This window comes from Gluconobacter sp. P5E10 (assembly GCF_018812145.1).
Classification (GTDB): domain Bacteria; phylum Pseudomonadota; class Alphaproteobacteria; order Acetobacterales; family Acetobacteraceae; genus Gluconobacter; species Gluconobacter cerinus.
In genome coordinates this window covers 170,117-182,334 of the sequence record NZ_JACRVZ010000004.1, presented here as the reverse complement: position 1 = coordinate 182,334, position 12,218 = coordinate 170,117, and the positions used below count along the sequence as shown (strand labels likewise).

The following is a 12,218-nucleotide window of genomic DNA, read 5'->3' as shown; positions in this document are numbered from 1 at the left end:
TCCAGAGGTATGACGGCATCGAAACGTGTCAGATGTCTGGCCTCTGGGCATTGCAGGCACATTTGATATCGCCATACCCTGAGGCCAGAAAGATTAGAGCGCGGGGGCGTTAAACGTATCGCAGCGTTTGATATCTCCGCTTTCCAGTCCGCGCTTAAACCACGCGACTCTTTGGGCAGATGTCCCGTGGGTGAAGCTGTCCGGGACGACGTAACCCTGAGCTTTGCGCTCCAGGCGATCGTCACCAACGGCTGAGGCCGCGTTCATACCTTCTTCAATATCTCCCGTCTCAAGGAAGTGGCGGCTATCATTCGCACGCTTGGCCCAGACACCCGCGAAACAGTCCGCCTGCAATTCAACACGGACAGAAAGGCCATTCGCCCCTTTTTGGGCAGCGCTGCCCTGTTGATTGACCTGCTGCATAATGCCCAGCTCATTCTGAACATGGTGCCCAACCTCATGAGCCACAACGTAGGCCTTGGCAAAGTCGCCACTTGCTCCCAGACGATCCTGCAATTCCTGAAAGAATTGCAGATCCAGATAGACCTTATGGTCGGCAGGGCAATAGAACGGGCCTACGGACGTTTGTGCATAACCGCAGCCAGATTGTGTCCCGCCAGAAAAGAGAACCAGACCGGGATCATGATAGGTTCGGCCCATTTGCTGAAAGGTGCTGCTCCAGACATCTTCGGTTGAGCCGAGAATACGGGCGATGAATTTTCTGCCGGGGTCGTCTTTTGCTGCCTGAGTCTGGGTGGCCGCCGGTGTATTTGCTGTCGGTCCATTTTCCAGAAGGCTCAGGACTACACGGGGGTCTACGCCGAAGTACAGCGCCCCTATGACAAGGATGACACCGCCAATCCCTCCAATCCTCAAAGGGCCGCGTCCTCCGCCTCCGGAACCGCGTCGATCATCAATGTTGGTGCTTTCCCGTTGGTCGTCGAGACGCATGTGTGCTTTGCCCTGTTGCCGTTTCCCGGATGGGATGATTGTTAAATTATCCTTTATCAGATTTCGTGATTGTAAAGCACCGTTTGGGCACCAGGCTTCGAAGAAGTGTGAAGACAGCCTCTACAACCTCGTGTCACAGTCACGACATCTGCAACAGGAGTCATTATCATGCTGTCGAGATCCGGTTTTCTGTTGGCCTTGTCATGTTTGACAGCCACGCCAGCATTGGCTGGCCCAAGTTTGGGTCAAGCTCTCAAACTTTCAGAGCGAACGCCGGCCTTCGTCGCCCGTGACAGTGTTCGGCACCCGCTGGAAGAGCTGCAGTTTTTCGGGATAACTCCTACGTCCAATGTCGTAGAGATCTGGCCTGCGGGAGGGTACTGGACCCAAATTCTCGCGCCGTATCTTCATGATCAAGGCACTTATACGGTTGCTCTCGGGCCGGCAGATATCAAAAAGCAGAGTATTGCCAAGCTTCAGGCGACGCATCCGGATATCTACGGAGCCGTCAAAACCACTCGTTTTGATGCAGAGAATTTGAATTTCGCACCGGCAGACAGTGCGGATCTCGTCATGACATTCCGGAATATGCACAACTGGATGGAAGCTGGAAATGCCCCGCAAATGCTGGAGGCAATCCACAAAGTGCTAAAGCCTGGCGGTATTCTGGGTATTGAAGACCATCGCGGAAACACCAGCGCACCCCAGGACCCCCAGGCAAAAGATGGGTATGTGAGACAGGCCTACGCTATTCAGATGATTGAAAAGGCGGGTTTCAAGCTTGTTGGGAGCTCCGAAATCAACGCCAATCCCAGGGATACGGCACAGTGGCCCAAAGGGATCTGGACCCTTCCTCCAACATACGCTCTGGGCCAGGTTGATCGCGCCAAATATGCCGCCATCGGGGAAGGGGACAATTTTGTTCTGAAATTCCAGAAGGTTGGAAATTAACTCCTAAAATTATTTTCTTTCTGTGAGGTGTGATTTTTCAGTCATTTAGGTCGTTGATAGCCATTGCAAGAGCCGTGGAGATCGTCTAGACCCACTTCACAGTCTGCGGGCATGGTGGAATTGGTAGACACGCCAGATTTAGGTTCTGGTGGCGCAAGCTGTGGGGGTTCAAGTCCCTCTGCCCGTACCAGTCATTTTCAATACCCTCGTTGTTCCGGCAGGCAAGATTGTCTGGCTTTAGGTCTGTGAGGGGCGTTGAAATATCTTCCGCTTGGTTTCGTCGGGTTTCTGGTTGTCGCATGTCCGGCACATGCGGCTTCGTGCCCGGCCTTATTTGCCAAAGGCGTTCCCCCCGCACTTCTGTCAGAGACCGCGCGATCAGGCACTGTTCAGCTCTGTAATGACCATTACGCCGTTCTGGTTTCAGAAGCGACAAAAGGCCCGCTCTGGGCTGCTGAAGACCTGACCGAAGAAAATCTTGAAATTGCCGATGACACGAACCGACAAGGAAAATTCTTTCCCGATATGAGGCTGCCCGCCTCAATGCGTGCATCACTGACCGACTACAGAGCCTCAGGCTACGACCGAGGGCATATGACACCAAGCGGCAATGAGCCGGGTCTTGCGTCTCAGCAGCAGTCTTTCCTGCTGTCCAATATTGTTCCCCAAACGGGTGAGTTGAACCGTGGACCGTGGGAAGGTGTTGAAAGCGCTGTCAGAGGGTGGGCACGTCAGGAAGGCGAAATATTCGTCGTTACCGGCCCAGGATACGATCCCGAGCACACGGCAAAGATTGGAAGAGGGCGTATTCCGGTTCCCGCTGTGACATGGAAAGCCATATACGATCCTGCTTCCAACGGGACGGGCGCCTATGTGTGCCTGAATACTCGCAAGCCAACCTGTAAGATCATAGCCGTTGCACTTTTAATGCAGCTCGTGAACGTGGACCCGTTTCCTGCTCTTCCACAATCCATGAAGGAACAGGTTGTAGGCATGCCGCCCATCAGGGAAAGTCCTTATGCACTTTCCAAACGTCCTCGTAGCAACAGGCTCCTCAAGGAGTGGGGGTCCAAAGCGGCACAGAAGGCGATCAAGGCTCTCGTCAAGGCGCTTGTTCAATAAAGCGCCTTGTCGCCCGTCGTCTCGCTCAGGGCGTAAAAACAATCGTCTTGTTTCCGTTCAAAATGGCCCGTCGTTCAATGTGATACCGTACGGCGCGAGCAAGCACGCGGCGCTCGATATCACGTCCCTTACGGATCAGGTCTTCCGGGTCGTCAGCGTGAGAGATCCGCTCAACGTCCTGCTCAATGATCGGTCCTTCATCCAGATCGCTGGTGACATAATGGGCCGTTGCACCAATAAGCTTTACGCCACGGCTGAACGCCTGATGATAGGGGCGAGCGCCTTTAAATCCTGGTAGAAACGAATGGTGAATGTTGATGCAACGTCCAGAAAGGCGAGTGGCCATTTCATTGGAAAGCACCTGCATATATCGCGCCAGAACAGCCAGTTCAGCACCACTCTCCTGAAAAACAGTCCAGATACGCTGTTCCTGTTCCGCCTTGGTATCTTTGGTAATGGGAAGATGGTGAAATGGAACACCATGGAAATCCAGATCAGCATAGGTTTCCCGCGCATGATTGGAGATGATTCCCACCGGATCTATCTGTAGTTCACCGATACGCCAGCGATAGAGCAGGTCCACAAGGCAATGATCGAAGCGGGACACAAAAAGGAGAACTTTCTGGCGCTTTGAGGTGTCACTGATTTGCCAGTCCATCGAGAAATTTTCAGCTAGCCGGGAAAATTCTGTTTTCAACTGGGTTTCGGACAATGCCTCCTTTGCCACATCGAAAACAATTCGCATGAAGAACTGTGTACTGCCTGTGTCATCAAACTGCTGTGCTTCCGTGATGTTGGCACCAAGTTCGTAAAGGCGCTGGCTGATTGCCGCTACAATGCCAGGTCGGTTAGGGCAGCTCAGGGTGACTACGAACGTTGTAAGCGTAGATGACTGACGGATCATGAAAGGCGGGGTCCAGGGTTGAGTTGCTACTTGGCAGGGTGAGGGATCAGTCCCACCCTATACGCTCGGGATGAGAGACAGGCAAAATACGGTGCAGGGGACTTTATGAAAATCTATGATTATCTGCTAGCGGGATCGTTCTTGTTCTTCGTTGCTCTGTCCGGGACTGCAAACGCGGGCGCCCAGAAAGAGACTGCTCCGTCACCCGCAGAACAAAAACTCATTTCGCGTCAGGTCGCCTCTATTCGTGACCCTCACGAGAGGAATGCCGTGGCGACGCAAGGAACGGCATGGCTTATGACAACCTATCTCTGTCAGTCTGCTGCCAGACGTGAACTCGTGAGGCTGGGAAGTTCAAGTAACCGCTTTTTTCTTCAAGACGACAAGCCTGAGAGCGAGAGAGTGATAAACGCCTCTTTGATACAAGGGCGAGGGCAATATCAGACGAAAACCAACCCTTTTGAGTGGGTGACATTCACATGGGAATGTCACTTAGATCCGAGCACCGGGAAGGTCCGAAAGTTTGACGTGAAGACGAAAAATCCGGTCCGGACCTTCCCATAATGCGTATCTTTAGGCAGATTTTTGAATAAGTTCACCGCTTTCCAGAGCTGAACAAAACGTCTTCCAGTCCTTGTGCGTCTGGTCTGCATATGTCTCGGAGAATTCCGATACGGCCGCAGCAAACGAAGCTCCTTTGCCGAGATATCCAGAGATCATACTGACATTTCCAGAGCGTGCGTGGGCTCGAGCTAACGTACGGCCGCATAATTTTGCGTAGTCCGCCAGACCATCTTGAGCAACGTCTGAACCAATTGCAGCTAATCGGCTGTCTTTCACGCGACGAACGTAAAACTGCCGTCCGCTTCCGGATAGATCTGGTGTGTCACTGGAGGTCGAGGCGTTACTGTGCGTCCATCCGAGGAAGGTGTCAGAGACAGCCTGCATGATCCTTTGGCCTGTTACGACACGTTCGCCCTGATTGGCGAATGGTGAGGTCCGCGTATCAGCCTGTAGAACGGAAACCTGAGCTTCCTTGATCTGCAGGAGCATAGTTTCACCATCGGCGGTTGAGAACAGTCCGATCGCACAGAATGTCCCGACGCTTCCGATCCCAACAACCTTGAAAATAACGTCTTTAAGGGTGTAGCGACGTAGCAGAATGGCCCGTTCTAACGGCTGCGTTTCAACGTACCGGTTGAAGGCAAGACGAATGGTGTCTTCCTGCTCTGGCAGCCGCATGACGAGCGGTGGCTTTTCTTTGAAAGACGGATTTTTTCCGTCGCTGGCGATCAGGCCGAAATGCCCCTTCGCTGCTTCCAACCGGTCGGACAAAAGTTTTTCGGCACGAGCCCGAACTTTCTGATCGTCGAAGCCGGCAATAGCTGCGGTCAGGTCAATTCGCTCTGACCAGATCTGAAGTGGTGTCATCGCGGCTAGCCGCGTCATCTGCTCGCAATATGACAAGGACATATTGGCGGCTAGATCTCTGGCCGCCTTGCTAGATAACCCATTTTCCTGACCTGCAAGAACCAGAGACGTTCCGAGGCGCTTGATATCCCATTCGAATGGCGCCTTCAGGGTTTCATCAAAGTCATTGATATCAAAGACCGGCACGCCTTCTGGAGACGAATAACTGCCGAAATTAGCAAGATGGCAGTCTCCACAAGACTGAACATCAATGCCGGATGCTGGGGTTGATGCGAGGTCTTGAGCCATAACAATCGCTGCACCGCGGAGAAACGTGAAGGGAGACACCTTCATTCGGTCATAGCGGACAGGCAAAAGAGACGGGATCCGGTTCTTACCCTGTTGAGATAGAAGGCTTACGGGGCTTTGCCGGGTCGAAGGAGAACTCCATTCGGCATGAGCTCCGCGCGGAATTTTCTTTCTAAGCTTGGCCCCCTGACAATGGCTTTCTTTGCGCGTCAAAAGATCAGAGGCATGAGCAGTTATCTTTGGCAACGTATTCTGCATGATATTCTGCCTTCCTATAGATCTGTTTTGAGAGACGGATTGTAGGGTCAGGAGGTCGCGCTTTCGGCTCTGGTCAGAAAGCTGCCCGAGTTACTGTCGGCTTGTCTGTTTGCGGAGAAATTTCTGAAAGCCCCGTTTTCCAAAGAACGTGAGCGCTGGCATGCTAAGACGCAGGAGCGTAGGCATCAGCAGGCAAAGGCCACCGAAAATTCCGTCGAGTGTCGGAAGAAAACGCTCCAGTTTTGGTTTGCGAATGAGCTTCAGAATTTCACACGCAACGTCTTCTGGCTTCGCGGGATCACTAACGAAATTGAGAACCGAGCCACCGTTTTCCATCTCCTGGCGTAGCATCCCGGTTTCCACAGCGCCCGGGAAGATAGAGGAAACAGAAATACCTTTGGAACGCACTTCCTGAGCTAATGATAATGCAAAGTTACGCAATCCTGCCTTTGTGGCGCCGTAGACACTACTTCCGGCCAAAGGAATTGTTGCAGCCATCGAGTTTACCAGAATAATCCGACCACCAGCCGGAATTTTTGGCAATAGAAGAGACGTCAGAGTAATGGGGGCGGTCAGATTAATCGATATTTGCCGTATTATATCTTCTGGTGGAGAGTTCTCTATCGTGCTTGGACTTATGATTGCGGCGCAATGAAGTAAAACGTCAATATGAGAAATTTTTTCCGAAATTTTCTTATTGATCTGACCTATATCGTGCAAGTTCACAGCATCGTATCGGATATGTGTCAGTGCCTCATGCGATATATCCGGGGCGGTGCGGGACAGCGCGACGACAACGTGCCCTTGGTCCAACAGTTTTTGGGTAACGATCGTCCCGATGCCTCCAGACGCGCCCGTAAGAACGATGGTTTTAGAGGCGGAGACCGGCCTGCAGTGTGACTTGAAAGGCATCTAGGAAACAATCGTTGTGAGCATGGAGAGAACGTCAGGCGAGAAGAATTTGAAAGCGACGATACTCATACTCCTATTTCCCGTAAATTAAATCTAGAGGGATCAGGCATATTCTGAAATAAATTAATTTTACTTTCGAGATGGTCTCCTGCAGAAAGATTTTATCTGCCTTATTGTAACGTTATTCAGGTAATTTGGTGGATATTTCATAAAATAATAATTTCAATTACTTATTTTTTTAACGATGCTCGTCGTCGAGTGTCCATTGACAATATCGACCAAAGCTACCCGGCCACCATGTTCCTTTACGAAATCGCCTCCAACAACAGCATCCTCCGTGTAGTCGGCACCCTTTACGACAACATTCGGCTTTAATGCTCTTATGATGTCCAGAGGCGTATCCTCATCGAAAATCACAACCATGTCGACGTCCCGTAATGCACCGATCACTGTTGAGCGTGCGATTTCATTTTGAACGGGGCGGGCCTCGCCTTTGAGTCTCTTGACGGACGCATCGCTGTTGATCGCGACGATGAGCTTATCGCCCTCGGCGGCCGCGCCTTTGATTAAAGCGATATGTCCGGGGTGGAGCAGGTCGAAACATCCATTTGTAAAAACGACAGAAGCCCCATGTTTGCGCCAGTTTTCGACAGTTCGCGCCGCGCTCTCCCAAGACGCCAGCAACCCAGCCTCTGAAACGTCTTTAAGGAGTTGCTGGCTCAGCTCTTCTCGCGAAATCGCCGCAGTGCCCAATTTTCTGACGACTATGGATGCAGCAACGGTTGCGACCATCACCGCTGTATCAAGGTCCTGACCAGCCGAGAGCATGCTCGCCACTGTTGCGAGAACGGTGTCTCCTGCACCTGAAACGTCATATACCTCTGATTGGTGGGCAGCCTCATGATGAATGTGGCCGTTTCTCTGCCAGAGTGTCATGCCCTTTTCAGAACGCGTAAGAAGAACATCTCCGCCGAATTGTTCGGAGAGTGTCGCGGCCACCTTGAGAACCTCTTCATCCGTATTTACGGGGAGGTTGGTAGCAAGAGCCGCTTCGGTACGGTTCGGGGTGACCAAGGTCGCCCCCGAATAGGCCGTGAAATCTTTGCGTTTCGGATCTACGATAACAGGAATATTTTTCCCGCGCGCATATCTTATGATTGCTTCAAGAACGTCATCAGCCAGTACACCTTTGGCATAGTCTGAACAGACAAGAACGTCCGAGTTATCGATCGCGACCTGTGCATTGGAGATCAGCCTCTGCCGAGTTTGCTCGGTAAAGCCCGTTACTTCTTCCTCATCAATGCGGACGATCTGTTGTTGGCCGCTCAGAACGCGGGTTTTAGAAATGGTAGACCATTCAGGCTCTTCAACTAACCCGCTGACGTTAATGCCTTTATGTTTTCCCAGGATTGTCCGGAGGATATCAGCATTGGCGTCCGGGCCGACGACACCCACAAGATTGACAGTACACCCCAGAGAGGCAGCGTTAACAGCCACATTGGCGGCTCCACCAGGGACAACAGAATGCTTTGAGCGCAACAGGACAGGAACAGGTGCTTCAGGCGAAATGCGATTTACTGTTCCAACAATGTATTGGTCGAGAAGAATATCGCCAATAACCGTGAGACGACCAAAATCAAAGTTTTCTATCATGTCATTTACATCGCATTTGAATACTCCTTAGAAATTTTCTAAAAAATCTTCGAAATGCTGTTCCTGTCGCTTGATTACTAGAGTTTGTTGCCTCAAAAATCTTGAGAGCTATCTTACCCGTTTTCAACGAATGGTCTAGATGCACCTGCTGCGTGTTCCTTCTGATCCTATGGGCAGAGGAATGATCGGTATAACCTAGCCATCCTTGCTAAAAGGCCGATTGGTTCAAGGTAAAATGGAAAGTTATAGAGACTGAAAGTGCAAATTTTCGGTTTTTGTGTGGTATATTATTCCAAAAAACATGGACGGTTTGAAACAAGCGCGATTATAAGATCCAATCCTTTTGTTCCAGCCTCTCTGCTGAAACCTTTCCGTGCGCAGGAAACACTTCTTCATGTCGTCTAACCCGGCAGCTTCGCCTCTCAGTTCATCTCAGCTTCGGATTTTAGCTCTCGCTTCGCTGGGAGGGGCGCTGGAGTTCTATGATTTTGTTATTTTTGCTTTCCTTGCAAAGCTGATTGCCGCGCACTTTTTCCCGGACAGTCAGGCTGAATGGTTGCGACAGGCGGAGGCATTCGGCCTTTTCGGAGCCGGCTATCTGGCACGTCCTGTAGGTGGGCTTATTATGGCCCATTTTGGAGATGTCGCAGGAAGAAAGAAGGTCTTTACGCTCAGCGTGCTCTTGATGGCGTTCCCGACCTTGTTGATGGGGTTGCTGCCTGGCTACCAGACACTCGGCATCAGGGCTCCGCTCACATTGCTTATCCTGCGTATCATGCAGGGTGCGGCAATAGGCGGAGAAGCCCCTGGAGGCTGGGTGTTCGTCTCCGAGCATGCTTCCAGCCGCCGTGTTGGTCTCGCCACGGGCCTTCTCACCGGAGGGCTGACGGGTGGCATTCTTCTTGGGTCCATCGTCATTCTATTGCTGCATGCAGTCTTGGCGCCTGATGTGGTGTCAAACTGGGGTTGGCGTATTCCTTTCATTCTGGGCGGTGTTTTCGGCTTCGGAGCGATGTTTCTTCGGCGTTGGCTAGAAGAAACCCCTGTATTCCGGGAGATGCAGGCGACGGCTAAAACTGCCGAGGCTATGCCCGCAAAGCTTTTGTTACGTGACCATCGCCGCGCCATTCTTTGCTCAATGATGACGACATGGACATTAACAGCAGCCATTGTGGTGCTCATTCTCATGATGCCTCCGCTGATGCAGACGCTCCATCATGTGTCACCTTCCCAGACCATGCTGGCAAGCCTTGCCGCGACGTTTTGCCTCACAGTTTCAGTTGTTCTGGTGAGTGCGCTGACAGACGTTTTCTCTCTCAGAGCGCTGAGCGTGGCCTGTGGGCTCATGCTTGCGTTGGGAGGTTTCGGGCTTTACGCGCTCTTTCCGTTGTTCTCGGGCACGCTCGTGCCCTGGGCCGCATTGAGTGGGCTTTGCTGTGGGTTCGTCGGGCTCGTTCCTATTGGGATGCTGCGGGCATTTCCGGCTCAGGTTCGCTTTTCTGGCCTGTCTCTGTCGTATAATATTTCCTACGCAATCTTTGGTGGCCTCACACCCGCGATCATTTCAGCCCTGACGCCTCATACGCCAGTTGCGCCCGCTATTTACGTTGCATTCACGGCGCTGATTGGTGGTGTTGGTCTTTGGTTCTCACCCGAAAAGGCCTAGGGAGAAATCTGTTATCGTCGGGATTCAAGCACGCGAGCTAATGAGGCCCAGACAATCGCGACGATGACAGCAGCCAATGAAAATGTGCCTGCCCAGACAAAAATTGCCACAACCGGGTTGCTCCAAAAAACGATAACGAGGCCTAGCAGTGGAAAAATGAAGCGTCCCCACCGAACTGACGGAGGCAATGTCAGATCAGGCAGACGTGCGAACCGAAGCATCTTTGGTTCGCACGCGGCCTGAAGGCCAAGGCCAAGTAGCCAAAAGACCAAACATAAAATTAGCATCACAGACGGCGCACCACCTGAAGAGAGGCAAGTCCCAAGAGTAAGGCGCAGATGTCCGTTGCCGCAAAAACCGTAGGGGCGTGCAGCATGGAGGCGCCGGGACGTGTCAGAAAGTCGAGCGGCGTTAGAAGAACACCCAGGAATGCGAGAGCACTTAACTGTATCTTCCATGCCGGTAGAGCCCGATGCAGCAGAGACCAGAGCATCCCGGCAATGCTGCTCAGGCCCCACACGGCAAAAAAGCAGTGGACTTCCGCCAGATGGCGCGCTGGGAGAGATGTTGGCAAAAGCCGGTTTGCCCAGAAGAAAGCCAATGTTGCCAAAAGAAATCCTGGAATACAGCCAATCGTGAGCCCCTCAGCCACGCGGAACATGACGCGCTTTCCAGAGACTTTGCGGCGCTTCATCAGAAAAATGATAGCTCCGCTGGCAAACATGATGGCTCCCATGGCACCAGATAGAAAATACAGCCATCTTAAGCCTGTGCCTGTCCAGCGGGCATAATGAATGCCTTCCATAAGCTGCTGCGTCTGGGTGACAGGAGTTGAAAGCAGGACATGCCGTAGAAAATGCCCATCAACCGGGCTGAAATCGACGTGTTCCCGTGTCAGCAGAGGCCCAGACATATCGGTTCGGCTAAAAAGAACGCTGTTGGGCAGAAAGAGGATGAACCCGGTCTGCCCCTTACCGAGCGTCTTCTCTGCGATATCGAGCAGGGGCGGCAGAGAGGGACCGATCGGAATGTCCTGTTTTGTTTCTGGTGGTTCTGCTTCTGTGGCGCGATGAGGCGAAACAAAATTCTGAATGGAACTGATATAAGACACGGGCGGGAACAGCGTGCGTGTGCGGATGAACGTGCCCGTATAGGCCATCATGATAACGAACGGGATAAAAGGAACGCTGGCGAGAACATGCACGTCCAGCCATGCGCGCAGTCGTGCGGCGAAGGGTCGTACCAGAAGCAGATCCGAAATCAGTCCCCGCAGGTGAATGACGATTCCGGATCCGACTGTTACAAGAAGAGCCAAGCCAGCCGCCGCAATAAGTGTTTCTCCGTAAAGCCCAGTTCGAAGGGTATAGTGCAGGTCGTAGAAAAACTTTCCGCCCGCAGTATCGCGTGCCTGTAGCTGCTCTCCAGTCTGCGGATTATACGGCACCGTCAGGAATTCATATCCATCATGGTGCTGCACGCGCACGAACGGGTCCCGCGACGACGGGAGAGTTATGAACGGCTTTTCTCCTTGCTGGAGCAGCTCACGGACGGTCGGGAGGGTGCGATCCAGAGCCTGCGGAGAGAAAGCGGGCGCTTGGGGCGGGACTTCAGGCTGGAGCCACCGCGTCAGTTCGGTATCGAACACCGAGAGGCTTCCCGTCACGAAAACACAGAAGAGAAGCAGTCCGGCGATGAAGCCAACCCAGGCATGGAGCCAGCCCATGCGTGTACGAAGATTATCTTGCATCAGGCGTGAAACAGTAAACCGAGCGCAGCAAGGATACAGGCAGTTCCCGCGATAAGTGCTCCATGCAAAGGCTTTTGCGTTCCAAAGGCAATGAGCAGAAGCACAGGAAACGCGGCAATCGCAATCATCTGGCCGAAAACGACAGAGTCATGTCGGGTTCCGGGCCCCCATTGCGGAGATCCAACCGTAATGAGGTGAGCGCAGGTCCATGCGAGACCAAGGGCCAGAAACCCCCTCAACATCCATCGCGATGTGGGTGAAGCTTTCTGCCGGGGAGACGAAATCTGTTTCACTGTCATCAGGCGTCGTGTGTCAACGGCAACATGGTGTCTCTT

At 52.5% G+C, this 12,218-nt stretch carries 10 protein-coding genes and 1 tRNA gene; 4 read left to right on the top strand and 7 right to left on the bottom strand.

Annotated elements, in window-relative coordinates:
• Positions 1-93 precede the first annotated feature (93 nt).
• Positions 94-951: a neutral zinc metallopeptidase gene (locus KP707_RS09595; protein ID WP_046901844.1), complete on the bottom strand. Its 858-nt coding sequence runs from the start codon at positions 949-951 to the stop codon at positions 94-96.
• A 168-nt stretch (positions 952-1,119) separates the two neighbouring features.
• On the opposite strand from KP707_RS09595, the gene KP707_RS09590 reads away from it, so the two are divergent.
• The 3 genes from KP707_RS09590 to KP707_RS09580 all read left to right on the top strand — a co-directional run bounded on the left by KP707_RS09590 (position 1,120) and on the right by KP707_RS09580 (position 3,024).
• Entirely contained in the window at positions 1,120-1,902 is a 783-nt protein-coding gene (locus tag KP707_RS09590) for a class I SAM-dependent methyltransferase (RefSeq protein WP_211503061.1), read from the top strand.
• A 105-nt stretch (positions 1,903-2,007) separates the two neighbouring features.
• Positions 2,008-2,092: transfer RNA gene (locus KP707_RS09585), tRNA-Leu, on the top strand.
• 65 nt (positions 2,093-2,157) lie between these two features.
• Positions 2,158-3,024: a DNA/RNA non-specific endonuclease gene (locus tag KP707_RS09580; protein WP_211503062.1), complete on the top strand. Its 867-nt coding sequence runs from the start codon at positions 2,158-2,160 to the stop codon at positions 3,022-3,024.
• A 25-nt stretch (positions 3,025-3,049) separates the two neighbouring features.
• On the opposite strand, the gene purU is transcribed toward KP707_RS09580, so the two are convergent.
• The 4 genes from purU to rfaE1 form a co-directional block, all read right to left on the bottom strand.
• On the bottom strand, positions 3,050-3,928 hold the full coding sequence (gene purU, locus KP707_RS09575) for a formyltetrahydrofolate deformylase (protein WP_211503063.1): 879 nt from the start codon (positions 3,926-3,928) through the stop codon (positions 3,050-3,052).
• Between the two features lie 573 nt (positions 3,929-4,501).
• Positions 4,502-5,905: a DUF2252 domain-containing protein gene (locus KP707_RS09570; RefSeq protein ID WP_211503064.1), complete on the bottom strand. Its 1,404-nt coding sequence runs from the start codon at positions 5,903-5,905 to the stop codon at positions 4,502-4,504.
• 90 nt (positions 5,906-5,995) lie between these two features.
• The gene (locus tag KP707_RS09565) at positions 5,996-6,817 is read right to left on the bottom strand and encodes an SDR family oxidoreductase (RefSeq protein WP_211503065.1); all 822 of its coding nucleotides are present in this window, start codon (positions 6,815-6,817) and stop codon (positions 5,996-5,998) included.
• Positions 6,818-7,039: 222 nt separating this feature from the next.
• Positions 7,040-8,470, bottom strand: a complete 1,431-nt coding sequence (gene rfaE1, locus KP707_RS09560; protein ID WP_211503066.1) for a D-glycero-beta-D-manno-heptose-7-phosphate kinase — start codon at positions 8,468-8,470, stop codon at positions 7,040-7,042.
• Between the two features lie 394 nt (positions 8,471-8,864).
• On the opposite strand from rfaE1, the gene KP707_RS09555 reads away from it, so the two are divergent.
• On the top strand, positions 8,865-10,136 hold the full coding sequence (locus tag KP707_RS09555) for an MFS transporter (protein WP_211503067.1): 1,272 nt from the start codon (positions 8,865-8,867) through the stop codon (positions 10,134-10,136).
• 286 nt (positions 10,137-10,422) lie between these two features.
• Here the strand turns inward: KP707_RS09555 and KP707_RS09550 are convergent, their stop codons facing one another.
• Positions 10,423-11,883, bottom strand: coding sequence for a PepSY domain-containing protein (locus KP707_RS09550; RefSeq protein ID WP_211503068.1), 1,461 nt, complete (start codon positions 11,881-11,883; stop codon positions 10,423-10,425).
• Positions 11,883-12,182: a hypothetical protein gene (locus tag KP707_RS09545; RefSeq protein WP_249202913.1), complete on the bottom strand. Its 300-nt coding sequence runs from the start codon at positions 12,180-12,182 to the stop codon at positions 11,883-11,885. Before KP707_RS09545 ends, KP707_RS09550 begins: the two co-directional genes overlap by 1 nt.
• Positions 12,183-12,218: the final 36 nt, after the last annotated feature.

What these genes read in the sequence shown, in the direction of transcription:
- KP707_RS09595 (WP_046901844.1), bottom strand. Translation starts at nt 951, where the DNA reads ATGCGTCTCGACGACCAACGGGAAAGCACCAACATTGATGATCGACGC.
- KP707_RS09590 (WP_211503061.1), top strand. Translation starts at nt 1,120, where the DNA reads ATGCTGTCGAGATCCGGTTTTCTGTTGGCCTTGTCATGTTTGACAGCC.
- purU (WP_211503063.1), bottom strand. Translation starts at nt 3,928, where the DNA reads ATGATCCGTCAGTCATCTACGCTTACAACGTTCGTAGTCACCCTGAGC.
- KP707_RS09570 (WP_211503064.1), bottom strand. Translation starts at nt 5,905, where the DNA reads ATGCAGAATACGTTGCCAAAGATAACTGCTCATGCCTCTGATCTTTTG.
- KP707_RS09565 (WP_211503065.1), bottom strand. Translation starts at nt 6,817, where the DNA reads ATGCCTTTCAAGTCACACTGCAGGCCGGTCTCCGCCTCTAAAACCATC.
- rfaE1 (WP_211503066.1), bottom strand. Translation starts at nt 8,470, where the DNA reads ATGATAGAAAACTTTGATTTTGGTCGTCTCACGGTTATTGGCGATATT.
- KP707_RS09555 (WP_211503067.1), top strand. Translation starts at nt 8,865, where the DNA reads ATGTCGTCTAACCCGGCAGCTTCGCCTCTCAGTTCATCTCAGCTTCGG.
- KP707_RS09550 (WP_211503068.1), bottom strand. Translation starts at nt 11,883, where the DNA reads ATGCAAGATAATCTTCGTACACGCATGGGCTGGCTCCATGCCTGGGTT.
- KP707_RS09545 (WP_249202913.1), bottom strand. Translation starts at nt 12,182, where the DNA reads ATGACAGTGAAACAGATTTCGTCTCCCCGGCAGAAAGCTTCACCCACA.